General features: G+C 46.8%; 22 protein-coding genes and 2 pseudogenes. 7 read left to right on the top strand and 17 right to left on the bottom strand.

The genetic code is table 11. The features are described 5' to 3' along the window. Window positions 1–31 precede the first annotated feature (31 nt). The 6 genes from kdsA to hemA all read right to left on the bottom strand — a co-directional run bounded on the left by kdsA (window position 32) and on the right by hemA (window position 5,541). Window positions 32–886, bottom strand: coding sequence for a 3-deoxy-8-phosphooctulonate synthase (gene kdsA / locus RSC70_RS01800; RefSeq protein ID WP_040045137.1), 855 nt, complete (start codon window positions 884–886; stop codon window positions 32–34). Between the two features lie 161 nt (window positions 887–1,047). Beyond that, window positions 1,048–1,857 carry an invasion regulator SirB1 gene (sirB1, locus tag RSC70_RS01795; protein ID WP_025801854.1) on the bottom strand — a complete coding sequence of 270 codons (810 nt, stop codon included), beginning with the start codon at window positions 1,855–1,857 and terminating at the stop codon, window positions 1,048–1,050. Further along, window positions 1,854–2,252: a SirB2 family protein gene (locus tag RSC70_RS01790; protein ID WP_025801852.1), complete on the bottom strand. Its 399-nt coding sequence runs from the start codon at window positions 2,250–2,252 to the stop codon at window positions 1,854–1,856. The genes sirB1 and RSC70_RS01790 overlap by 4 nt, the downstream gene beginning before the upstream one ends. A gap of 59 nt (window positions 2,253–2,311) precedes the next feature. Beyond that, complete coding sequence (gene prmC, locus RSC70_RS01785; RefSeq protein WP_332541494.1) at window positions 2,312–3,148, bottom strand: peptide chain release factor N(5)-glutamine methyltransferase; 837 nt, start codon at window positions 3,146–3,148, stop codon at window positions 2,312–2,314. Beyond that, complete coding sequence (gene prfA, locus RSC70_RS01780) at window positions 3,148–4,230, bottom strand: peptide chain release factor 1 (protein WP_025801849.1); 1,083 nt, start codon at window positions 4,228–4,230, stop codon at window positions 3,148–3,150. Before prfA ends, prmC begins: the two co-directional genes overlap by 1 nt. 33 nt (window positions 4,231–4,263) lie before the next feature. Then, on the bottom strand, window positions 4,264–5,541 hold the full coding sequence (gene hemA, locus RSC70_RS01775) for a glutamyl-tRNA reductase (protein ID WP_025801847.1): 1,278 nt from the start codon (window positions 5,539–5,541) through the stop codon (window positions 4,264–4,266). A gap of 370 nt (window positions 5,542–5,911) precedes the next feature. Between hemA and lolB the strand changes: the two genes are divergently transcribed. The 3 genes from lolB (at window position 5,912) to prs (ending at window position 8,641) form a co-directional block, all read left to right on the top strand. Continuing rightward, entirely contained in the window at window positions 5,912–6,532 is a 621-nt protein-coding gene (gene lolB / locus RSC70_RS01770) for a lipoprotein insertase outer membrane protein LolB (protein ID WP_040045140.1), read from the top strand. Beyond that, entirely contained in the window at window positions 6,529–7,401 is an 873-nt protein-coding gene (gene ispE, locus RSC70_RS01765; protein ID WP_332541492.1) for a 4-(cytidine 5'-diphospho)-2-C-methyl-D-erythritol kinase, read from the top strand. Before lolB ends, ispE begins: the two co-directional genes overlap by 4 nt. Before the next feature lie 292 nt (window positions 7,402–7,693). Beyond that, window positions 7,694–8,641: a ribose-phosphate diphosphokinase gene (gene prs, locus RSC70_RS01760; protein WP_008813270.1), complete on the top strand. Its 948-nt coding sequence runs from the start codon at window positions 7,694–7,696 to the stop codon at window positions 8,639–8,641. A gap of 197 nt (window positions 8,642–8,838) precedes the next feature. On the opposite strand, the gene ychH is transcribed toward prs, so the two are convergent. After that, window positions 8,839–9,111, bottom strand: coding sequence for a stress-induced protein YchH (gene ychH / locus RSC70_RS01755; RefSeq protein ID WP_025801841.1), 273 nt, complete (start codon window positions 9,109–9,111; stop codon window positions 8,839–8,841). A gap of 314 nt (window positions 9,112–9,425) precedes the next feature. On the opposite strand from ychH, the gene pth reads away from it, so the two are divergent. The 3 genes and pseudogenes from pth to RSC70_RS01740 all read left to right on the top strand — a co-directional run. Then, entirely contained in the window at window positions 9,426–10,016 is a 591-nt protein-coding gene (pth, locus tag RSC70_RS01750) for an aminoacyl-tRNA hydrolase (RefSeq protein ID WP_025801839.1), read from the top strand. Window positions 10,017–10,151: 135 nt separating this feature from the next. After that, the gene (gene ychF / locus RSC70_RS01745; RefSeq protein ID WP_025801837.1) at window positions 10,152–11,243 is read left to right on the top strand and encodes a redox-regulated ATPase YchF; all 1,092 of its coding nucleotides are present in this window, start codon (window positions 10,152–10,154) and stop codon (window positions 11,241–11,243) included. A 214-nt stretch (window positions 11,244–11,457) separates the two neighbouring features. Beyond that, window positions 11,458–11,662: pseudogene (locus RSC70_RS01740) on the top strand (Arm DNA-binding domain-containing protein); the annotation flags it as partial. Window positions 11,663–11,743: 81 nt separating this feature from the next. Here RSC70_RS01740 and RSC70_RS01735 read toward each other — a convergent pair. From RSC70_RS01735 to RSC70_RS01710, 6 genes are all read right to left on the bottom strand, one after another. After that, window positions 11,744–11,917, bottom strand: a complete 174-nt coding sequence (locus RSC70_RS01735; protein ID WP_442904245.1) for a PAAR domain-containing protein — start codon at window positions 11,915–11,917, stop codon at window positions 11,744–11,746. Window positions 11,918–12,000: 83 nt separating this feature from the next. Further along, entirely contained in the window at window positions 12,001–14,328 is a 2,328-nt protein-coding gene (locus tag RSC70_RS01730; RefSeq protein ID WP_332541491.1) for a T6SS phospholipase effector Tle1-like catalytic domain-containing protein, read from the bottom strand. Further along, complete coding sequence (locus RSC70_RS01725) at window positions 14,313–14,822, bottom strand: DUF3304 domain-containing protein (protein ID WP_332541490.1); 510 nt, start codon at window positions 14,820–14,822, stop codon at window positions 14,313–14,315. Before RSC70_RS01725 ends, RSC70_RS01730 begins: the two co-directional genes overlap by 16 nt. Next, window positions 14,810–15,322, bottom strand: coding sequence for a DUF3304 domain-containing protein (locus RSC70_RS01720; RefSeq protein WP_332541488.1), 513 nt, complete (start codon window positions 15,320–15,322; stop codon window positions 14,810–14,812). The genes RSC70_RS01725 and RSC70_RS01720 overlap by 13 nt, the downstream gene beginning before the upstream one ends. Further along, window positions 15,310–15,813 carry a DUF3304 domain-containing protein gene (locus RSC70_RS01715; protein WP_332541487.1) on the bottom strand — a complete coding sequence of 168 codons (504 nt, stop codon included), beginning with the start codon at window positions 15,811–15,813 and terminating at the stop codon, window positions 15,310–15,312. The genes RSC70_RS01720 and RSC70_RS01715 overlap by 13 nt, the downstream gene beginning before the upstream one ends. Further along, complete coding sequence (locus RSC70_RS01710; RefSeq protein WP_332541486.1) at window positions 15,801–16,280, bottom strand: DUF3304 domain-containing protein; 480 nt, start codon at window positions 16,278–16,280, stop codon at window positions 15,801–15,803. The genes RSC70_RS01715 and RSC70_RS01710 overlap by 13 nt, the downstream gene beginning before the upstream one ends. 862 nt (window positions 16,281–17,142) lie before the next feature. On the opposite strand from RSC70_RS01710, the pseudogene RSC70_RS01705 reads away from it, so the two are divergent. Beyond that, a pseudogene (locus RSC70_RS01705) lies at window positions 17,143–17,317 on the top strand (DUF4942 domain-containing protein); the annotation flags it as partial. Between the two features lie 389 nt (window positions 17,318–17,706). Here the strand turns inward: RSC70_RS01705 and RSC70_RS01700 are convergent. The 4 genes from RSC70_RS01700 to RSC70_RS01685 form a co-directional block, all read right to left on the bottom strand. Next, window positions 17,707–18,660, bottom strand: coding sequence for an aminoimidazole riboside kinase (locus RSC70_RS01700; protein ID WP_332541485.1), 954 nt, complete (start codon window positions 18,658–18,660; stop codon window positions 17,707–17,709). A gap of 26 nt (window positions 18,661–18,686) precedes the next feature. Beyond that, window positions 18,687–20,042: a carbohydrate porin gene (locus tag RSC70_RS01695; protein WP_332541484.1), complete on the bottom strand. Its 1,356-nt coding sequence runs from the start codon at window positions 20,040–20,042 to the stop codon at window positions 18,687–18,689. A 79-nt stretch (window positions 20,043–20,121) separates the two neighbouring features. Beyond that, window positions 20,122–21,549 (bottom strand): glycoside hydrolase family 32 protein, encoded by a 1,428-nt coding sequence (locus tag RSC70_RS01690; protein WP_332541482.1) that lies wholly within the window; start codon window positions 21,547–21,549, stop codon window positions 20,122–20,124. A 20-nt stretch (window positions 21,550–21,569) separates the two neighbouring features. Then, entirely contained in the window at window positions 21,570–22,811 is a 1,242-nt protein-coding gene (locus RSC70_RS01685) for an MFS transporter (protein WP_063587297.1), read from the bottom strand. Between the last annotated feature and the right edge of the window lie 97 nt (window positions 22,812–22,908).

Here is a 22,908-nt window from a genome sequence, read left to right as displayed (position 1 = left end):
TTTTTATACCCTAACTAAAATCTCAATAAGATTAGTTAGATGTATCCAGCTCTGGGAAGTTTTTCACCAGATCGTCAATCGCTTTCATCTGAACCAAGAATGGCTCAAGTTTATCAAGCGGCAGCGCAGATGGGCCATCGCAACGGGCATTGGCTGGATCTGGATGAGCTTCGATAAACAGGCCAGCCAAACCAATCGCCATGCCTGAACGAGCCAGTTCGGTTACCTGCGCACGGCGTCCGCCTGATGCTGCACCAAACGGGTCACGGCACTGCAGTGAGTGTGTCACATCGAAGATTACTGGGCTGCCTTTAGAGGCATTTTTCATCACGCCGAAGCCCAGCATATCAACAACTAGATTGTCGTAGCCGAAGTTTGCACCGCGATCGCACAAAATGATTTTATCGTTGCCGCCTTCTTCAAACTTATCAACGATGTTCCCCATCTGGCCTGGGCTCAGGAACTGTGGTTTTTTCACATTGATCACCGCACCGGTTTTTGCCATAGCTTCAACCAGATCGGTTTGGCGGGCCAAAAATGCTGGCAATTGGATCACGTCAACCACGTCGGCAACTGGCTGCGCCTGTTCTGGCGTATGAACGTCAGTGATAATTTTAACGCCGAAAGCCTGTTTGATATCTTGGAAGATGCGCATGCCCTCTTCCAGACCTGGGCCACGATAAGAGTGAATGGAAGAACGGTTGGCTTTATCAAAAGAAGCTTTGAAGACGTAAGGGATACCCAGTTTTTGAGTAACGGTAACGTAGTGCTCACAGATACGCATCGCCAAATCACGCGATTCCAGCACGTTCATGCCACCGAAAAGAACGAACGGCAAATCGTTCGCGACTTTGATATCACCAATGCTGACAACTTTCTGTTTCATGCTTGCGCCTTAATGTTCAAGTAACCGTGTATACCTTTTGGCTCTGAAATCGCTGTTGCGACAGCGATAACAAAACGTCCGGCATAAGAATCAATAAATGGAGGCAAAAATAACGAATTTAAACCCCATCAGCGCAGTTGGCACTCATGGGGGAAAATAAATCAGTGCAGAACAATATTTTTCTGCTCAATGGAGTGTATCTGAACCTTAATCACTTCAGATACAGGGTCTTCTGGGCACTGTTCAACAAAGTAGCTGAGGTCAGAAACCGCAATATGATTACAATCCAACTGCGCATAAATCAAGCCGCGGTCGCGGATTTCATATGGATCTTCAGGGTCGAATTCCAGCAAGGCCTCGCAGGCGCGCAGTGCAGATTCAATCTGTTTTTCTTCCATCAGCGCCGCTTTCAGTGTGCTCAACATTTTGCGCACCACCATACTGTTTTCCGCTTCGTCAAAATCGGTATCTTCAAGGCTGGCCATTAAGCCAAGATTGCCCTTCAACCAAACTTCTAACGTATGCTCGTTGAGCGTCTCGCCGTTGAGCGGGTTAACCAGCCACATTTCTTCATCGAGCCAATCTGCACGCATAATCAGCTGAGTTGGGAAAATGACCGGCTGCAAAGGCAAATCAAGCTGGTGCGCAATGTGCAGGAAAACAATGCCTAAAGAAACCGGCGTTCCCTGACGTGAGCTAAGAACCTTATCCAGCCAGAGCGCGTCAGAAAGACGATATACGCCGCCCACGCCGCCAAATCCCCACTCATTGAAGAACAGATCGATTAGCTGCTCAAGTTTCTGATCCTGATCTAATTCCGCATCGATATGCGCCAGCGCCTGCTCCGTCAGCTGCTGCAATGTTTCGCGCACTGTATCGGCAGGAAAATCACGACGTATAGCTTGCGAAACTAGAATAACCCCTTCGCTCAGAGGGAAGCGGTTAAACTCAAAATCAGCTATGGAACTCATACATACCCCATCAGCAACGGCATTTTCGTCATTGCCAGTTTAATAATTAAGTACAAACATACGAGTGCTGCCACGAAAGCAAAACATCTTACTTTTTGGCTACGTGGTCGTTTGCCTAAAGCAACATAGCCAAGCACAACGTAAATAATAACACCGACCAGTTTTTCCGTCAGCCAAGTCCCCTGCGGGGTAAATGGATAAAATCGAGTGATAAAGACCAAGGCGATACCGGTTACAAATAACAGGGTATCGTTCACATGTGGCGCAATCTTCACCCAACGGCGCTCTATCATAGCTGAATTACGCCATTTCCAGAAGAAACGCAGAATGAATAACACAACGCTTATTGCCACCGTCAGCAAATGCAGATGTTTTATCCCAATATAAGCTTCCATACGTTATTTCCTCTTTCTGTAGTCAACGACATTGGGCACGATAAAGACGTGTGTTCCAGCTATTTGGCTATCCACTGACCGAAAGAAATCCGGTCATTGTTACCATAATCTTTCTGCGTGGCGACCTGCTCAAACCCGCGAGCCGTAAGCAGTTGGCGTACGGCTTCGCCCTGCTGCCAGCCATGTTCCATAATCAACCACCCTTCATGGATGAGGTGATCGGGCGCATATTCAACAATATGGCGTAAATCCGCCAGACCGTGTTCAGGAGCCACTAATGCACTGGCAGGTTCAAAGCGAACATCGCCCTGCGATAGATGCGGATCGGCTTCATCGATGTAAGGAGGATTACTCGCAATTAGCGCAAACTTCTGCCCGGCGACTGGCTCAAACCAGCTTCCCGTGACAAACGAAGCATTAGTAAGGTTTAAACGTGTTGCGTTACGCAGCGCAAGCGCAGCGGCATCGGCTGAATAATCCACGCCGATAAACTGGCTATCCGGCCTTTCACTGGCGAGCGCCAAGGCAATAGCGCCAGTCCCGGTCCCTAAATCCAGCGCCCTACAGGCCGTTGCTGGCAACAGCGAGAGCGCTTTTTCCACCAAACATTCGGTATCTGGACGAGGGATCAGCGTCGCAGGTGACACTTCTAGCGGAAGCGACCAAAACTCACGCTCTCCAACCAGATAAGCCACCGGTTCACCCCGTTCGCGGCGCGCCAGCAGATGCTCAAGCTGTTGCGCCTGCTCTGACGAAAGCACGGTTTCGCCAAACGCTAAAATATAGCTACGTGTTTTGCCAGTGACAAACTCAAGCAAGATCTCGGCATCACGCTTAGGGCTTTCACCGGTAGACAGCCTGTCAATCGCCTGTTTTAGCCACTGGTCAAATCGCATCAGTCTTGCTCAGAAAGTGATGCCAACTGATCCGCTTGGTATTCTTGAACGATAGGCTCGATCAGCGAATCCAGCTTCCCTTCCATCACTTCATCCAGACGATAAATTGTCAGGTTGATGCGGTGATCGGTCACGCGGCCCTGCGGGAAGTTGTATGTGCGGTTACGGTCAGAACGATCGCCGCTGCCTAACAGGTTACGACGCGTTGATGCTTCTTCCTGCTGGCGCTTAGCCATTTCAGCCGCACGAATACGCGCACCCAACACCGACAACGCTTTCGCTTTGTTTTTATGCTGGGAACGTTCGTCCTGACACTCAACCACGATACCGGTTGGTAAGTGAGTAATACGAATTGCTGAGTCCGTGGTGTTAACGTGCTGTCCACCCGCGCCCGATGAGCGGAAGGTGTCAATACGCAAATCGCCTGGGTTGATATCCGGCAATTCAGCTTCTGGAATTTCAGGCATGACAGCAACGGTACAGGCAGAAGTATGGATTCGGCCTTGCGATTCCGTTGCCGGTACGCGCTGTACACGATGACCGCCAGATTCAAACTTCAAGCGCCCATAGGCACCCTCGCCTATCACTTTAGCGATAACTTCTTTGAAGCCGCCGTGTTCGCCTTCGTTAGCACTCATCACTTCTACTTTCCAGCGACGTGCCTCGGCATAACGGCTGTACATGCGGAACATATCGCCAGCAAACAATGCGGCTTCGTCCCCGCCGGTTCCGGCGCGAATTTCTAAATAGCAGCTGCGCTCATCATCTGGGTCTTTCGGCAACAGCAGAATTTGCAGCTGTTGTTCTAAGTCAGCGATCTGATTTTTGGCTTCTGAAATTTCTTCCTGCGCCATTTCACGCATTTCAGGATCGTCTAGCATCAGCTCAGCCGTGGCGAGATCCTCCTGTACCTGTTGCCAGGTCTGGAAACAACGAGTGACGTCGGTCAACTGCGCGTACTCACGTGACAGCGCGCGGAAACGGTCTTGGTCGGCAATCACTCCGGCATCTCCGAGGTGCGCCTGCACCTCTTCGTGACGCTCTTGTAATGCTTCTAGTTTGGCAACGATAGAAGGCTTCATGCGTGGCTATTTACCTGTATGTAATAAGAGGAACTAATTTTGGTCCAGCCCGAGACTGTCGCGCAACACCTGTAATTTTTCGATGTCGCCGTTACTCGCGGCCTGCTGGAGAGATTTGGTTGGTGCGTGAATCAGTCGATTGGTAAGCCGGTGCGCCAATTTATGGATGACGGTTTCAACATCGGCACCCTGTGCAATCGCGGCCAGCGCTTCCGCTTCCGCTTCGGCGCGCATTTGATCGGCCTGTGAACGATAATCTCGGATAGTTTCCACCGCACCTTGGGCTCGTAGCCAGGCCATAAAATTGGCACTTTCCTGCTGCACAATATGCTCAGCCTGAACGGCTGCGGCTTTGCGTTGGGCAAGATTGCTTTGAATGATCGAATGCAAATCATCGACGCTATACAAATAGGCGCTGGCTAATTTGCCGACTTCCGGCTCAATATCACGTGGAACCGCGATATCAACGAACAGCATCGGCTGGTTACGGCGAGCTTTAAGCGCGCGTTCAACCATGCCTTTACCGATGATCGGCAACGGGCTTGCGGTAGAACTAATGATGATATCGGCCTGCGCCAAACGTTCATCAATTTCGGGGAGCGTAATCACTTCCGCGTTAACTTCATCCGCCAACGCCTGAGCGCGCTCACGGGTGCGGTTAGCGATCATCATATGCCGCACTTTATGTTCACGCAGATGACGCGCCACCAGCTCGATGGTTTCACCCGCGCCAACCAGCAGCACATTGACTTCAGAAAGCGATTCAAAGATCTGGCGTGCCAGCGTACAGGCGGCAAAAGCCACCGATACCGCACTCGCACCGATATCCGTTTCCGTACGCACGCGCTTAGCGACCGAGAACGTTTTTTGGAACAGACGCTCAAGGTCAGCAGACATCGACTGCTCACGTTGAGATTCCGTATAGGCCTTTTTGACCTGCCCTAAAATTTGCGGCTCGCCCAATACCAAAGAGTCCAATCCACTTGCTACACGCATCAAATGGTTCACGGCATCGTTATCTTGATACCAATAGAGGCTCTTATTAACTTCGTCAGGGGACAGTTTGTGGTAAGCGCACAGCCAATCAACGATCTGTTTATGCAGATCCTGCGGCGGCACATCTTCCGGTTGCTCCATGCTGAGATACAGCTCGGTGCGGTTACACGTAGACAGCACAACGCCAGCCTGCACCAGTGGTTGCTGGCGTAAGCTTTCAATAGCATGGTTCAGTGTTTCAGGTGAAAACGTCACCCGCTCACGGAGTGCTACCGGTGCAGTTTTGTGATTGATTCCAAGTGCAAGCAGGCTCATGACAAATCGTCGAATAGTATCGCTTCAGATACCCTAAATAATTCGCGTTGCAGGCAGGCGGCGAGAGAACGAATCCCGATGGGCTTACATCAAGTAAGTGATTCGGGTGATTGAACGCAGCCAACGCACATGCAGCTTGAAGTATGACGGGTATATTCGTTTATTTATGTGGGCATTCTACTTGATGCGCGAGATCAATAAAAGCCACACGAAATCGGGATGTATCTTATTGAATCAATTTCCCTGACTTTTACCCTTAATATTTGTTACACGACACGCAGAAAGCATTGACGCTGCTAGATAAGACCGCTAGCGTTAGCCGCAATGATCATTCTCCGCTCCACCCTCGAGAATCTGAACGGACAACCCGATGCAAAAACTAAAATTACTTAAATTACTGCCGCTTAGCTGTGTTTTATTGGCCGCCTGTAGCACCACTCAACACAAAGGCCCTGCCGGTAGTCCTACCGCACCACAGTGGCGCGAACATGAGTCTCAGGTTCAGAAAATTGCCGAATATCAAACTCGCGGTGCTTTTGCCTATCTTTCCGATAAGCAAAAAGTATATGCCCGCTTCTTCTGGCAACAAACGGCACCCGAACGCTATCGACTGCTGCTGACTAATCCGCTAGGCAGCACTGAAATGGAATTAAACGTCATTCCTGGCGTAGTGCAATTGACAGACAATAAAGGCAAGCGCTATGTCAGCGATAACGCTGATGAGATGATCCAAAAACTGACCGGCATGCAAATTCCGCTACAGAGCCTGCGTCTATGGATGTTAGGCCTACCGGGTGACGCAACAGAGTTCACCCTCGATAGCCAGTATCGTTTGCAAGATCTGACCTACAGTAAAGATGGCCTCACGTGGAAAGTGAACTACCTGAAATATGATGCCGACAGCAAACCGTCTCTACCCGCTCAGTTAGAAATTACACAGGGTGAACAGCGTATCAAGCTGAAAATGGATAATTGGACGCTGCAAAAATGATGTCGACCACCCGCGTTTGGCCTGCGCCCGCCAAGCTAAACTTATTTTTATACATCACGGGCCGTCGTCCAGACGGCTACCATAATCTACAAACGCTGTTTCAGTTTTTGGATTATGGCGATCGACTCACCATCACGCCGCGTAATGACGGTCAGATCAATTTGCTCACGCCTATCGACGGTGTGCCAAATGAGCAAAACCTCATTATTCGGGCAGCAAAACTGCTGCGCGACAATTTGCCTGAGCGTTTCTCACACTGCGGGGCGGATATCGCGCTAGAAAAGATCATTCCGATGGGGGGAGGTCTTGGTGGAGGTTCGTCCGATGCGGCGACGGTGCTAGTGGCACTCAATACATTATGGCACTCCAATCTCAGCGACAGCGAGCTGGCAAAGTTAGGTTTAACGCTCGGCGCGGATGTACCTATTTTTGTTAATGGCTTTGCATCTTTTGCAGAAGGTGTTGGTGAATTGTTACATCCCGCACATCCTGAAGAAAAATGGTACCTTGTTGCACACCCCGGTGTAAATATTCCTACCCCTGCGATCTTCGGCGATCCGGAGCTGAAAAGAGACACTCCTGTGCGGTCTTTGCAGGAACTTCTCCGTATTCCGTACGCAAATGATTGCGAACTTACCGCAAGAAAACGTTTCCGTGAGGTTGAACAGGTCATTTCATGGCTGTTACAATACGCGCCGTCGCGTCTGACTGGCACAGGTGCTTGCGTGTTTGCTGAATTTGACACCAAGTCTTCTGCCCTTCAGGTGCTTAGCAAAGCCCCCGAGTGGATCAAGGGTTTTGTTGCGCGTGGCGTTAACACTTCACCGTTACACCTTGTCCGCTCAGAGTTTATTGAGTCCGTAAAATGATTTTTACGTTTGATGTGCATCGTTCGAAACGCCTTCGGGATTTCTGATACACGTTGATAGCGCGAACTATGAGCACAATTTAGCGCAAGTAGCCACGTTTTGACTCGGCCATTTGTCTTGTTTGGCAAATGAAGAGAACTTAGACATATTCAAAGTGATGTGCATTCGCTGCCACTGCTTCGAATATTTGAGTTCTGAAACACCCGTAGGGTATTGCAGCACGCTATCACCACCCCCTGTTTAACGTGTCTGTACTGCCAACTTCTCTGGACGCAAGCCTGAGGTTCTTCTCGTGCCTGATATGAAGCTTTTTGCTGGTAACGCTACCCCGGAACTAGCACAACGTATTGCCAACCGTTTGTACACCAGCCTTGGTGACGCCGCTGTAGGTCGTTTTAGCGACGGCGAAGTGAGCGTACAAATCAACGAAAATGTACGCGGTGGTGATATTTTCATCATCCAGTCCACCTGTGCACCAACCAACGATAACCTAATGGAACTGGTTGTTATGGTTGACGCGCTGCGCCGCGCTTCTGCCGGCCGCATTACCGCAGTTATCCCTTACTTTGGCTATGCTCGTCAGGACCGCCGTGTGCGTTCTGCGCGTGTACCAATCACGGCGAAAGTCGTGGCTGACTTCCTGTCAAGCGTAGGTGTTGACCGCGTTCTTACCGTGGACCTGCATGCTGAACAGATTCAAGGCTTCTTCGACGTGCCGGTAGACAACGTATTCGGTAGCCCGATCCTGCTGGAAGATATGCTGCAACAGAATCTGGAAAACCCAATTGTGGTTTCTCCAGATATCGGTGGTGTTGTTCGCGCCCGTGCTATTGCTAAACTGCTTAACGATACTGACATGGCTATCATCGACAAACGTCGCCCTCGCGCTAACGTTTCTCAAGTGATGCACATCATTGGTGACGTTGCAGGCCGCGACTGCGTGCTGGTTGATGACATGATCGACACCGGTGGTACGCTATGTAAAGCCGCTGAAGCACTGAAAGAACGTGGTGCTAAACGTGTATTTGCTTACGCAACCCACCCAATCTTCTCCGGCAACGCGATCGACAACATCAAAAACTCTGTGATTGATGAAATCATCGTCTGCGATACCATCCCTCTGTCTGACGAAATCAAGGCGCTGAAGAAAGTTCGCACCCTGACGCTGTCTGGCATGTTGGCTGAAGCTATCCGCCGTATCAGCAATGAAGAATCTATCTCTGCGATGTTCGAACACTAAGTTCTCGTTCAACATGCAGCAAAACGGCGGAGAAATCCGCCGTTTTTTGTTTGCACTGGGTAGGACGCAGACAAAAAAACGCCGCGTTGCGAAAGCAGTGCGGCGTTTTAATTTATCAGGCTAATATTCATTTAATCTTATTCACTAACAACTTCTTAAACACAATCTTATTACTCAAAACAACCGTTTGTGAAAGGTTAAGAATGACGAGTATTACGATTACAGCGTTTATCAAAGTGGCGAACCCACCAGTAACGGTCGGCAACACGTTCATGACCACCGATACGCGCACCGGCCAACCATAACAGCGCCCCAACAAAGATACTCATAACAGCGCCGTGTGACAGAAACTGAGGTAAATTGAGCTGAGGCAGCTGGGCAAGAACGGAGTAACCTACGCCGCCAACCATGGTGATCAGGCCTAATCCCATAAAAACGTTACCGAGCCTCATGGCAGTTTTACGTTTCATAAATCACCTCCTCAAGTTAGAACACTTAATGTGTTACGCCTTTCGGCGTTCAATCTTTCCTTATGCTTAAAGTATAGACTCATATGGCGTATGGTTATTGCGCCATACATCACAATTTGTGCTTTTTCGCTTATCTTTCTTTACGTTAATTTTACATTACCCTTAACACTACTGATTCTATAGTGTGCTTATGATTTATCCAATTCATGACTATTTTTTAACTTAACGCCCTCCTTTGAGCCAAGCTTTTGCATTCCCGCCGCATAGGGGTAAAATGCGCGGCTGAATTTCTTCTCTGATACGTGGAACAAAACGTGACTATCAAACTAATTGTCGGCCTTGCCAATCCCGGAGCGGAATACGCACAAACACGTCATAACGCAGGGGCATGGTTCGTCGATGCGCTGGCTGAACGTAACGGCCAGTCACTGAAGGAAGAAAGCAAATTTTACGGCTATACCGCGCGCCTAAATCTGGCTGGCAACGACGTACGTTTATTGGTGCCAACCACGTTTATGAACTTAAGCGGTAAAGCTGTTGCCGCCCTCGCCACCTTTTATCGTATTCAACCTGATGAAATTCTGGTTGCACACGACGAGCTCGACCTACCACCGGGCGTCGCCAAATTAAAGTTAGGCGGCGGAAACGGTGGTCATAACGGCCTAAAAGATATTCAGAGCAAACTGGGTAATAACCCAAACTTTTACCGTCTACGCATCGGTATTGGCCATCCAGGCGATAAAAGCAAGGTTGTCGGCTTTGTGCTGGGTAAGCCGCTCGCCAGCGAACAACCGCTGATTGATGACGCTATTGATGAAGCGCTGCGCTGTACCGAAGTGCTACTGAAAGAAGGCATCGATCGCGCAATGGCGCGTATGAACGGGTTCAAATCTACGCCACGCTGATGATATACGCGCGCCCTTTCCCGATGGATGATTCGAGAAAAAGATACTTTGCGTGTATAATTGGCGAATAATTTCCAATTTCTTCAACATGCTAAATTTTAGTTGTTGATATTCAATAAGTTAAGGTGATAACACATGGGATTCAAATGCGGTATTGTGGGCCTGCCAAACGTTGGTAAATCCACTCTGTTCAATGCGCTGACCAAAGCGGGTATCGAAGCAGCAAACTTCCCGTTCTGTACCATTGAACCGAACACCGGCGTCGTTCCTATGCCTGATCCGCGTCTGGACAAACTGGCTGAGATCGTAAAACCACAGCGCATCCTGCCAACCACCATGGAATTCGTTGATATCGCAGGTTTGGTAAAAGGTGCCTCTAAGGGCGAAGGTCTGGGCAACCAGTTCCTGACCAACATCCGTGAAACCGAAGCGATCGGCCACGTTGTTCGTTGTTTCGAAAACGACAACATCATTCACGTGAACAACAAAGTTGATCCGGCTGACGATATCGACGTTATCAACACTGAACTGGCGCTGTCTGACTTAGACACCTGCGAACGTGCAATGCATCGTGTGCAGAAGAAAGCCAAAGGCGGCGATAAAGACGCAAAAGCTGAACTGGCTGCGCTGGAAAAATGTCTGCCACAGTTGGAAAACGCAGGCATGCTGCGCGCGCTGGATTTAACCGATGAAGACAAAGCGGCTATCCGCTACCTGAGCTTCCTGACGCTGAAACCAACCATGTACATCGCTAACGTCAACGAAGACGGTTTTGAAAATAACCCGTATTTAGACATCGTGCGTGAAATCGCGGCGAAAGAAGGTTCTGTTGTGGTTGCCGTGTGTGCCGCGGTTGAATCTGATATCGCTGAACTCGACGATGCCGACCGTGACGAATTCATGGCTGAACTTGGTTTGGAAGAGCCGGGCCTGAACCGCGTTATTCGCGCAGGCTACGAACTGCTGAATCTGCAAACCTACTTCACTGCTGGCGTGAAGGAAGTTCGTGCATGGACCATTCCTGTTGGCGCTACCGCACCACAGGCTGCCGGTAAAATCCATACCGACTTCGAAAAAGGCTTTATCCGCGCTCAAACCATCGCGTTCGACGACTTCATCACCTACAAGGGTGAACAAGGCGCGAAAGAAGCCGGTAAAATGCGTTCAGAAGGTAAAGACTACATCGTTAAAGATGGCGATGTGATGAACTTCTTGTTCAACGTCTAAATTAGTTTTGTTGTCTCATGAGGTTTCGCTGAATCTCATAAGAATCTAAAAACACTATAAAATCCACGCAATTGCGTGGATTTTTCATTTCATAATGTCTCAACTCATCTCATGACAACGCTGTCAAAAATGAGTCCATGGATGAGTACAACATCCTTCTATCTTTTTTTTAAGTGAGTACAATAACGGTATAATAAATAAACAAGATTCCGTTATACTCACTGATACGCAATGCCGCACTGCCAAGCCGCAAGAAAAACTCTATCAACTCAATGATTTTCAACGGTCTCTATCTCGACGTGAAACCCAATGGCAAAAAGGCATGGTGCTATCGGTTTAAACTCAACGGTAAATCCAGCATGTTTGCGCTGGGTGAGTACCCAAAATTCAAACTTGCCGAAGCCCGCGAGAAATGCAAGCACTTACACTTGGATGACCGTCCTGAGCTAGTCCATTTTCCCGATAACTGTCGCTACGTGCCGAAAAACGAGGCCCCTGATTCATCCACGCACATCCATATGATGCGACAAGGAACTGACCAGCGTACAGCCGCATTTATGCTCGTCGAGCGCCACCGCCTTACCATTTACGATACTGCCGGTGGTGCCCTGCACAATGGTCGTCATGCCGTGCTGGGTGCATTTAATCTTATCGTCAACGCAGGCGACGGGCATACCGAAGGCGTTATAGCTACCGCTCAGCACTTCACCGCCGTAGGGCTTCAGGGTATCGCCCACGCGGATGAGTTTTTGCAGGCTTATACGATGCTGGCCCCTGAGGCTTTAAGCATCTCCAGCGACGATGACATCATGGCCTGATGGTTGCTGCTGATGGTGGCCGAGCGATTTTGGGCCACCGTAAGGCCCGGCTCTGTGCCCGGTACAGACTGCACGTCGGAGGTAAGTTTTTGCGTGACGCCGTTTGCCAGGTCTTTGACTTTATGGACTTCAGGTGCATACGCCGTTTTCGGCTCCACCAGATAGATAACCTTATTGGAGGTTGGCGCAGCGCCTACCACCTTGCCTTCCACCGATATCAGCTGCAGCTTTTTGTTGGCTTTATTGCCGCAGTAAATCATGCGATAGCGGAAGTAGCCGCCCCAAGGCTCACGCCCCCCGAGCGCACTTTGCATAAACCAGGCACGGGAATCGTGTACCTGTTCATCGTAGAATGCCAGCAGTTCAGCACGGGGCTGGGTGCGGATACCGGTGCCCAAACTGTCGATAAATAACTGCGGATAAAGCCTGTCGCCGTCCGCTTTCATTTCTTTATATTCGGCCTGGTCATCATCACCGTTAATCAGAAACACGGCATGCTTGGGAATAACATCCAACGCAATCTGGATGGGTTTATCCCAGACGCTTTGCCCATTGATATCCCGCACCCATTCTTTATAGTCATGCTGAAACTCACGGGCAGCTTCGCGCAACTGGTACTGCGCGTTGGTTGGGTCGAGGTCGGGTTTGCCCTGCAAGCTCTCGTCCAGCGGTGTACGTGCTTTTTTCGCTTCGGCGCGGCGCTTAGCGAGCTCCTTTACTTTCGCGTCATGTGCATCTTTTTCGTCTTTCAACTCTTGAGTATTTAGCTGTGGGGCCTGATTGAAGAAACTCCGGGCAAACGTCTTGTCCTGGGAAAGCATGCTGCCATGGGCATAGCGACCAATGCGCCAGGCGGTGATCCAACCGATTTGTTCAATAACCGCGCTTTCAAGGGTTTGAGAAAGTTGGTAGGCATGATAGCCGCCTTTATTATCCTCGCTCACGTCATTGCCCTGCAAAGTGGTATTGAGCAGGGTTTGTCGCCAAATATTGAAACGTTTGACCAGTATTTTACTAAAATCGAACTCTCCTTGTGATTCAGGGGACATAGTTCGCGACGGTGAAATGTCTTTTATAAGCGCAGAAATACTTTTAGGTAGAACTGCTAATGGTGCTCCCGCCTCAAATGCAGCGGCGTACATATCGTGAAGAACAATCTGGGATAGCACTTCCCCTGTGCCGTTAAGGGATTTCCCCTGATCGCCAGGCGGGTAACCGCCCCCAACATCGGAATGCATACCGGGATAAATAACTTCATTCGAATATGACGGATAGCTACCATCATCGGCTCGACGAATTGAATCCAGCGGGAAACACAGCCGTTGTTCATGAGCGGCGATAAAATGACGGCAGCATTTAATTAATCCGGGGAATTTAGTTTCGTCAGGCAGAGGTTGGGTATTATCCGCCCAGCCCATATGGCCTGCGGCTCCGGGCAGTATATGGGCAGCCCCTACTGAGGCTACGGTATCCAGCAGACCTGCAAATTCAATACTGACAGGCAATCCGGCCAAAATGAGTGGTTGATATCCGCCAGATTTATTGGGTGCTGGCAGTTGCGTTAGCCAGCTGATAAAGGTTCTGGCTTCAGCGGCTCCGCGTGAAAAACCATAAATGAACAGCTTAACTCCCAACAGATGGGGCTGCTGGCTTTCTTTAGCCTGACCTTCCAGTGCTTTCAATAGCGGATTAATGGCGTTACGGCGATTGACTTCACCCGAGAAAGGCGCATGGGCACGCATGTCCGGTAACATTCCTTTGGCGACACCATCATCAAGACGCTTAGCCCCTTTGGTGATCGCATAGCTCAGGGCATCGACCAGCCTTAACAACGCCCAGTTAATACGATCTTCTCCACCAGCCGCAAAAGCCAGACCATCATTGCTGTAATCCATTTCGCCAATTTTAGGGAAAGGGGTACCGACGCCAGGGATATAATAGCGAAAATAGCCATCTCTCTCAGCATCCTGAAATGTTGCGTGATATAGCTTCGCAATATTGGTGGGATGCGCAGGATCACTACTTGTATCGTTATGTTCATTGTTACCCGTGCCGTCAAAAAACAAACTGATATGCAGGCTACGACAGCAGACAAAACCGACTTTTTTTCCGGACTGCTCACTTAAACGGGTTTTGTAATCCTGTTCTTCCTGTATTTGTTTTTTATAGTTGGCATTGACCTGCGCTTCCGTAAGAGGCAGACGCCCGGCCTCCGGGAATAACGGCGGTGCCCAACAAGGATTGGCTAAACTCATTTCACCGGACATGACGCAGGCTCCTTCATCTTAAGAGGCTCTTTGATTGGGTAATTCGGCGTACCGTATCCTGAACAAACCGTTGTGACTTTTACCTGGTCACAAGGCAGGAAATGCACGGTTAAACCACAGCGTTCTTTGCCGTATTGCGGGATATCAACAATTGTGCTGTGCTGTTGATATTTAGCTTTATGTTGAGCATAGGCTTCTTCCTCATAGCCAAACCCTTTTTTCTTCATGGGTATTTTTTCCAATGGGTTCGGGTCAACTTCCCACTCAATATGGGCTTTCAGACCCGGCGTCCATTTGTTGGGAAGTTGAATGCAGCAGTAACCACCGCCCAATCCTGGCACATGGTATCCGTTTACAGAAAAACCATTGATTCCAATACCATCAACATGGTTAACAGCGCGCAAATCACCAGCGGTATAATCATCATCACTGGCATGTGAGCAACCAGACACAAAAAATATAAACATCAGAAAAACAAATCTTAAGCCGGACATGACGCAGGCTCCTTCATCTTAAGAGGCTCTTTGATCAGGTAATTCGGTGTACCGTATCCTGAGCAAACTGTTGTCACTTTTACCTGATTGCAAGGTAAGAAGTACACCGTTAAACCACAGCGTTCTTTGCCGTATTGTGGGATATCAACAATAGTGCTGTGCTGTTGATATTTAGCTTTATGAAGCGCATATGCCTTCCGATATTCGTCAGTACCCAAAGGCGGCAAATGTGCATAGGGTTCAGGATCGGTTTCCCATTCAATGTGCGCTTTCAATCCGGGTTTCCATTTGTCCGGTAGTTGTACGCAGCAATACCCGCCACCATCACCAAATGGGCTAATGTTAGGGCCGCCATAGCCGTTTACTTTGACATAGTTAATCGCTGATGAAGTATGATTAACCCCACCGATATCCCCTGAGGTATAACCATCATCACTGGCATGTGAGCAACCAGACACAAAAAAAATAAACATCAGAAAAACAAATCTTAAGCCGGACATGACGCAGGCTCCTTCATCTTAAGAGGCTCTTTGATTGGGTAATTCGGCGTACCGTATCCTGAACAAACCGTTGTGACTTTTACCTGGTCACAAGGCAGGAAATGCACGGTTAAACCACAGCGTTCTTTGCCGTATTGCGGGATATCAACAATTGTGCTGTGCTGTTGATATTTAGCTTTATGTTGAGCATAGGCTTCTTCCTCATAGCCAAACCCTTTTTTCTTCATGGGTATTTTTTCCAATGGGTTCGGGTCAACTTCCCACTCAATATGGGCTTTCAGACCCGGCGTCCATTTGTTGGGAAGCATGATGCAACATGAATTACCCGTCAGTGTTCCACCGTACCCATTGACCGTAAACGAGTTAACCCCGCTGTCTACCATGTGATTGAAACCTCGTAGGTCGCCAGCGGTATAATCATCGTCACTTGCATGAGAGCAACCAGACACAAAAAAAATAAACATCAGAAAAACAAATCTTAAGCCGGACATGACGCAGGCTCCTTCATCTTAAGATGCTCTTTGATCGGATAATTCGGCGTACCGTATCCTGAGCAAACTGTTGTCACTTTTACCTGATTGCAAGATAAGAAGTGCACCGTTAAACCACAGCGTTCTTTGCCGTATTGTGGGATATCAACAATAGCGCTGTGTTTTTGAAAGCTGTCTTCCAGAGCGCTTTTCCATGAGTTAAATTTTCTCCTATCTTTATATCCAGGAAATGGTGGTGCTGTATGAGGGTCAACTTCCCACTCAATATGCGCTTTCAATCCAGGTTTCCATTTGTCCGGTAGTTGTACGCAGCAATACCCGCCACCATCACCAAATGGGCTAATGTTAGGGCCGCCATAGCCGTTTACTTTGACATGGCTAATCGCTGAAGAGGTATGGTTATCCGGTTGGGACATTATTGCTTCATCCACAAATACACAGTGGGCAAATTTGATTTCTTCAGCCAACCAGAGGCACCGGAAGAGCCCCACTTATCCTGTACCCGCTGGAACATACCAAGACACTGCTGATATAAGCTATCGTCAACCACCGGAGGCTTACCGTTTCTGATGGCAAGGGCCAGTTAGCCAAGTATCCGATATCAGGATATCAGGATATCAGGATATCAAAGGCTTGTGCTGTAATATCGTTTTCTGAAGAATGCAAAGGCTACCGTCCCGATGAATGCTGTACTCTGTCAGTTCATTGGTCTATTGAGCGTAATTCTTTCAAAGAATGTCACCCCATAGCCTGGATAAAGTGTGCCCAAAAACTCCCCGACAGATCGTTGGCATGATAAATGGCGAGGCAGGTACTATGTTTCAACATCGCGATATTAGAGTAATATTAACATCAAGATCAAATTGTTAGATCTAAATATTGAAGAAATGAATCTTCTAGGACTTTTCTTCTACTTATTAATGAACAAAATGACTAGAAAGTTTATAACACCTGCTGCATATAGCTGAACATGGTGCAGTCAGGAGAAAATTGTATTGAGAAAGGTTATTTGAGTACTACATTACAAACCAATCAATCCATTATTGATTTACATCAATGCAACACCCAGCACAGTTGATTGGGGTGATTTTCTCACCGAAAAGATAGTTTATCGATTGCGGAATTACATGTCTTAGAGAAAATACACAGGTCCATTGTCATTATAATTCTTTAAGTTAATCCTCAGTCATTCTTAAAATAGGTCAAGTATTCAACGTGTTGCTCATGCGTTAGAATCGCTTTTTTTGTAATGTGCACCTGATAGCTAAAGTTGACGTAAAATGCCCGATTTGTGACCAAGCCGAATCTGTTAAAATGCATGGTCTCGGTATGCTCATGTTACTCCACGGAAAGCCTATTCCCGATAATCGTGCTGATGTCCCCCTCCCCCCGTCTAGACGATCATATTCATGAGAACAAGCACAGTAACAGTTATGAGGATGGGATGTTTGCGATGAAATACTTTCAAAAGAGAACAGCACATATCACGTTTAAACGTTCATAAAAAACCCACGCATCAGCGTGGATTTTTTATTTCATAGAGCCTCAGATAATATTGCGACAGCATAGCTAAAATTAAGAATTTCGCTGAGAGTATATTAGCCTAAATAATATGCAGATACCATTTATAGACTTTTTCAGAAATCCTCCTAGTTTAATTTATTCAAGACTGTTTTTAATTCGATAAAAAAAGTATCTAAATAATTGTTAATGCAGAAGGCATTGGACAATTACAGACATACCTACATCAAGAGATGAAAACAATATTTAAAAATTAATTATAGAGTTGAGTCGTTTAATTGGCTTATTAAATTCTGCCTATTATTTTACCAAAGTTATACATCCGATAGTGCCTACAACTCATCAGAGAATAAAGTTAATCATATATTATCGTCACGAAATATCTGCGATCTCATATCCAAGTGGAGATGTTTCTCTAATAAATATCTCTACCGCAGTTGAGTCTGGGGAGGCTGTTAATGCCCCTTTTTGCGTAGTGGCTAAAGCACCACATGCGCTGGCCTGAGCCATGACTCGATACAGGTTTGGCAGATTAACGGGCAAATTATTTTTCGCAATACCAGCCAGAAGGCCAGCCATAAACGCATCTCCAGCACCGGTAGTATCTACACTATTAACAGCATAACCATTAAAATGAATCACTTGGTTTTGCCATAACACCATCGAACCTTGTGCACCATAGGTCACGACCTTCAGCTTGGATGGAATTGAATGAAGCATATCGATTGCTTTAGCAAAATCGTGCGTTTCGGCTAGCCAATACCATTCTTCTTCCGATAGTTTTAAAATATCGGCCTGAGATGCAAAATGACGAATAGTCGTAAACATTTGCTGGCGATCTGACCACATTTGCTCTCGTAAGTTGACGTCAAAGCTCAAAAGCCCTCCTTGATCTTTAACTTTGGTAATAGCAGAGGTCAATGTGTTGCGACATTCCTCTGAAACTAAAGCTAATGAGCAAAAATGGAGGATATCCTGTTCAAAATGCGGCAGGGAATCTGTGGTCAAAAACTGATCTGCCGAGGGGTTAACTAAGAAGGTAAATTCACGTTCTCCATTTGTAGCTAAAGAAACCAGAACTGTACTGGTTCTAAATTTATCATCGAACTGCATATGATGTGTATTAACACCATATTCATCTAAACTTTCTTTGAGAAAATTGCCAAATGAATCCTCACCTACCCGACCAATAAATCCACTTTGACAGCCAAGCTTTGCTGCTCCCACAGCCACATTGACCGGTGCTCCACCAGCACAAGCCTGATATTTCATATTTGATAAAGGCAGCAGGTCAACAACCGCATCACCCAGTGTCCAGATATTCATGATAAACCCTCGAAATAAACGATACTTTAAAACAGGTATTTAAAACGTAGACGAGCCCCATAGCGCGGCTGATTACTCGAATCTTCTTCCGCAGACGAATTCAGCCATGAGGCATATGCACCAAGATAAATATTAAAATTTGGCATATTCATAATATCTGGCACCTGCCACGAAGAATGTATGGTATGAATGTCGTATTTTCCAGGTGCCAAGATGGCGCAATCATTACCGCATTCACCATTAACACCGAGAACGTTAAAGTTCGATATTTTGTTATGTGCATATATATATCCCAACTCTACACGGTGCCAAAGTGCATTTATACCAGCACTGAAATCTCGTTCATCCTTAGCATCCATCATCGCGGTATTTAAGTTAACTATCATTCCGTCTTGAGGATTCGTTCTCAAGGAGTTCCATGTCATAGTCAAACCATAGCCAGTTCTTTCAGATGTATCGTGCCATCGCCCCTGACTATCAGTGTACCCATACGCATTATTGACCGCGTTAGTTTCCATTGCTGCAGCCAATGAATAATGACTCGCACGCCAAGAGACTACGGGACGAAAATACACAACATTCTTTTTATTATCTAATTTTGTTCCATGATAACGTTGGTCCACGAAAAGTGAGCTGCCATCTTCAACTAATGTGTTTAGTTCTAAGTACCAATTATCAATCGTTTTACTTACTAGTAGATTTCCACCGCTGTTGCTACGCCCTCTAGCTTCTTTCATCATGTATATGTAACCATAGCCATCACTGTATAGGTCATTGGCCGTATTCCCTGAATATTCAACAAACGTATCTTGATTGAGTGGGAAAATATCATAGGCTTCAAAGCGCCCAACTTTCATCAACCAATCATTTTCCTTGCCAAAATAAAATGCGGCATCATCTAGATTCATTTTTCCATTCATATCGGCAAGTGGTTGAACTGTAAATCCTGCGTACTTACCATTATTTGAATGCTGAACGCCCTCTACACCAAGTAATATCCTACCATTAACATCCCAACGTTCTTTTTCACTTGGGGCTATTTTATTATTCGCACTAGTTTTTAGGGATGTTAAGCTACCTGTGCGGCTAGCACCATCTAGATTAAACTCAACATCTCCATAAAACTTCAACTTGGATTTTTCATTAAAAATAAATTCTGATGAGGTTTTATTCTTAGTGATATCTGTATTGATTTTATTATTATCAGTGGGCTTGCCTTTTAATTTTTTAATTTCCTCCTCTGCCCTACCTGCCCTGTTTTCTGCTGCAATCAACCTTTCCTCTAATTGAGAAATACGCTGCTCTAAAGTCAAGGGGGATTGGGCATAAAGAGTGCTAGAAAATGCACCGATACATAGCAACAATCCGTTCTTCACGTTCATAGAATGAGTCCCTGCCAAGCTGATATTATGCAATAGGTTTGACGTCGTCGGTGGAAAACGACGACATCAAATTTTTCACTTATCTCAGATTCCATGCGCCGCATTCTTTTAGAACGGCGTTTCCTGGCCACGCAAAAACATTTAACTGGCGCTGTTGTGGATAGATTCTGCTACTTAGGCAAGCTTCACCGTCATTCACAAAGACCTCGACGGATGAACGATCGAAGAACACGCGAAGATTTAACTCATCACCTGTTGGCATAGGGATACTACGTTGGCCACAAAGGTTATACTGCGGATAATTCCGCTCAAGGATCAGACGTTTTGCTTGATTATCAATATATAATCTCATCCCATCATCAAGTGCAATTCCATATTGCTCAGCTTCGCTAAGCGAGGTATCCCAAGTAATGATAACTTCAGCGGCCTCACAATTATGCATGACACATAATTGTTTATTTTTTAATGTGCTTACTGGCCAGCTATACCATTCCTCTCGAAGACTTTCGACTTCATGAACAGGACGCATTTGTAGTTGGTTGTTTGGCGTGATGACTAACTCACGTGGCAAAGTAAATATACCAGCCCATCCATCCTGCTGTTCAGGTAAAGGCGATTCCCACATATCCATCCATCCGATAACAATACGCCGACCATCTGGGGCGAGGAAACTTTGCGGGGCATAGAAATCATGGCCGTGATCGAGCTCTTGAAACTTGCTTTCTTGGATGAATTTTTCACCGGGTTGCCATCGACCAACTATATAACCGCTTTGGAAAAGATTACGGTTAGCATAACCTTCAGCTGCGATCCCCTGAGGAGAGAACATCAGCACCTGTTTGTCATCTAGTGTGAAAAAGTCAGGACATTCCCACATGTAGCCCATGCCGTGCGGTGCTTCAGCAAGTATTCCTTGCTCATCCCAATGATGTAGATCCTCTGAGCGATATAATCTCACCTGCCCAGTATCCTCAACACGTGCACCAACAACCATGTACCACATATCTCCTTCCTTCCAAACCTTAGGATCTCGGAAGTGATGCAGTCCAGATGGAGTATCTAATACCTGCCCCTTACGCGTGAAGTTGATTCCATCTCGGCTAGTAGCAAGGCACTGAACCTGATAGAGATTATCTTCACTACTTGGATCCCCATGGAACTTATGTCCTGTATATATAAGAGCCAACTCATTTTCGTTAACAACCGCAGAACCTGAGAAACAGCCATCCTTATCCTCTGGACCTTCAGGTGCTAGTGCTACAGGCAAGTGCTCCCAGCGCATAAGATCCCGACTGCGAGCATGCCCCCAATGCATCGGCCCCCACTCAGTTGAATAAGGATGATGTTGATAAAATGCGTGAAACCATCCATCAAACCAAACAAGTCCATTAGGATCATTCATCCAGCCAGCCCGTGCTGCCAAATGATAATAAGGGTACCAGCGCGTATTTAGCTGATCGCTTTTTTGTGTCAGCTCCTGTTCTGCATCGGCAATGTGTAATGTCATAAAAATTACTCTTTTTTGAGTCAAAGGGAGGAAGATCGCGAAAGCACACCTGCTGTCGAGGACTTATGGCTTTGCAAAAGAAATATTGAAATAAACGTTGTGCTGAACACCATCAATCCCATCAGTAAATAGGATTGCGCAAAGCCATATTTTTCATAGCTATAGCCAGCAAGGGGCGATAATACGGAAGCGATAACAGAGCTTGTACAAGCGAAACCCACAAGATATAGCGTTGAGGAAAGGCGCTTATCGAAGTTTAAGCTGTTGTACTTAAATATAGAGACTAACAAAATTGGCAACTCGACAGCATGGAGTAGCTTTGTAATTGAAATCAGCAAAGGTCCTTCAACCAGACCTGAGCCAATCATACGTAAAGCCATTACCATGCCTGCAAATATAAGACCATTTTTGGCACCAATGCGATTGACTAACCAAGGTGCACAGAACATGCCGCCCGCTTCTAAAAACACCTGAAACGAATTTAGATAGCCGAACATTGCATTCCCTTCTCTCAGGGTTGCAAATTGCGATGCAAAATAAACAGGGAATTGCTGGTCATAGACACTATAAATGCAGGTCCCAACCACAAAAAATACCAGAGCCCAAAACCGTGGGAGTGTCAGGAGCCTTAATGCATCTTCCAATGTCACTCTTTCAGCTCCTACTTCAACTTTTTCCAAACTTGCAGGAGTGCTAACTTTCAAACGAGCAAGCAGGCAGAAGAAAACTAGGCCTGAGCAGGAAGCCACTAAAAAATTAAGATTCGGATTAATATTAAAGAGTAAGCCCGCAAAAAAGGTCGCGGTAGCCCAACCGAGTGATCCCCACATGCGCGCCTTGCCAAACTCGAAGGTACTTTGTCGAGCGACTCGCTCGGTATAGGACTCTAAAACACCGATACCCCCATTAAATGTCAGACCGACAAACAAGCCGCCAAATACGCTACCTAACAGAATATTGATGCTTAGTAAGTATCCAAAAAGCAAATACGCAGGCCCAGAGAGAATTAATAGCGCGGTAATATACCAAAGCAGATTTTTGCGTAATCCCAGCCTGTCCTGAATAAAGCCGTAACATACCTGAGCGCATAATGCTGAAACCGACAGAACAGCAAAAATGATACCAGTATCAGTGGCTTTCAATCCGGCCTCCTGATGGAGCCAGATTGAAAGCAATGAGCTTGAAGATGACCAACTGACAAAAAAGAAAAACAGCAAAGCACTTAATAATGGGTAACTGCGAGAATGATGCTTCTTCATCATAGCAATCTCATATAGGGGGCATGAGAAAATGATAACGTTAACAAAATGGTTTCATCGCGCTATTTTGCTGCGATTTATGATGTTAATCACATAAGTT

The organism is Hafnia sp. (assembly GCF_036648275.1).
GTDB classification, from domain to species: Bacteria; Pseudomonadota; Gammaproteobacteria; order Enterobacterales; family Enterobacteriaceae; genus Hafnia; species Hafnia alvei.
The sequence above is the reverse complement of the archived record's forward strand: the minus strand, read 5'-3'. Positions and strand labels throughout refer to the sequence as shown.

What these genes read in the sequence shown, in the direction of transcription:
- kdsA (WP_040045137.1), bottom strand. Translation starts at nt 886, where the DNA reads ATGAAACAGAAAGTTGTCAGCATTGGTGATATCAAAGTCGCGAACGAT.
- sirB1 (WP_025801854.1), bottom strand. Translation starts at nt 1,857, where the DNA reads ATGAGTTCCATAGCTGATTTTGAGTTTAACCGCTTCCCTCTGAGCGAA.
- RSC70_RS01790 (WP_025801852.1), bottom strand. Translation starts at nt 2,252, where the DNA reads ATGGAAGCTTATATTGGGATAAAACATCTGCATTTGCTGACGGTGGCA.
- prmC (WP_332541494.1), bottom strand. Translation starts at nt 3,148, where the DNA reads ATGCGATTTGACCAGTGGCTAAAACAGGCGATTGACAGGCTGTCTACC.
- prfA (WP_025801849.1), bottom strand. Translation starts at nt 4,230, where the DNA reads ATGAAGCCTTCTATCGTTGCCAAACTAGAAGCATTACAAGAGCGTCAC.
- hemA (WP_025801847.1), bottom strand. Translation starts at nt 5,541, where the DNA reads ATGAGCCTGCTTGCACTTGGAATCAATCACAAAACTGCACCGGTAGCA.
- lolB (WP_040045140.1), top strand. Translation starts at nt 5,912, where the DNA reads ATGCAAAAACTAAAATTACTTAAATTACTGCCGCTTAGCTGTGTTTTA.
- ispE (WP_332541492.1), top strand. Translation starts at nt 6,529, where the DNA reads ATGATGTCGACCACCCGCGTTTGGCCTGCGCCCGCCAAGCTAAACTTA.
- ychH (WP_025801841.1), bottom strand. Translation starts at nt 9,111, where the DNA reads ATGAAACGTAAAACTGCCATGAGGCTCGGTAACGTTTTTATGGGATTA.
- ychF (WP_025801837.1), top strand. Translation starts at nt 10,152, where the DNA reads ATGGGATTCAAATGCGGTATTGTGGGCCTGCCAAACGTTGGTAAATCC.
- RSC70_RS01735 (WP_442904245.1), bottom strand. Translation starts at nt 11,917, where the DNA reads ATGCCCGTCGCCTGCGTTGACGATAAGATTAAATGCACCCAGCACGGC.
- RSC70_RS01730 (WP_332541491.1), bottom strand. Translation starts at nt 14,328, where the DNA reads ATGTCCGGTGAAATGAGTTTAGCCAATCCTTGTTGGGCACCGCCGTTA.
- RSC70_RS01725 (WP_332541490.1), bottom strand. Translation starts at nt 14,822, where the DNA reads ATGTCCGGCTTAAGATTTGTTTTTCTGATGTTTATATTTTTTGTGTCT.
- RSC70_RS01720 (WP_332541488.1), bottom strand. Translation starts at nt 15,322, where the DNA reads ATGTCCGGCTTAAGATTTGTTTTTCTGATGTTTATTTTTTTTGTGTCT.
- RSC70_RS01715 (WP_332541487.1), bottom strand. Translation starts at nt 15,813, where the DNA reads ATGTCCGGCTTAAGATTTGTTTTTCTGATGTTTATTTTTTTTGTGTCT.
- RSC70_RS01700 (WP_332541485.1), bottom strand. Translation starts at nt 18,660, where the DNA reads ATGAATATCTGGACACTGGGTGATGCGGTTGTTGACCTGCTGCCTTTA.
- RSC70_RS01695 (WP_332541484.1), bottom strand. Translation starts at nt 20,042, where the DNA reads ATGAACGTGAAGAACGGATTGTTGCTATGTATCGGTGCATTTTCTAGC.
- RSC70_RS01690 (WP_332541482.1), bottom strand. Translation starts at nt 21,549, where the DNA reads ATGACATTACACATTGCCGATGCAGAACAGGAGCTGACACAAAAAAGC.
- RSC70_RS01685 (WP_063587297.1), bottom strand. Translation starts at nt 22,811, where the DNA reads ATGATGAAGAAGCATCATTCTCGCAGTTACCCATTATTAAGTGCTTTG.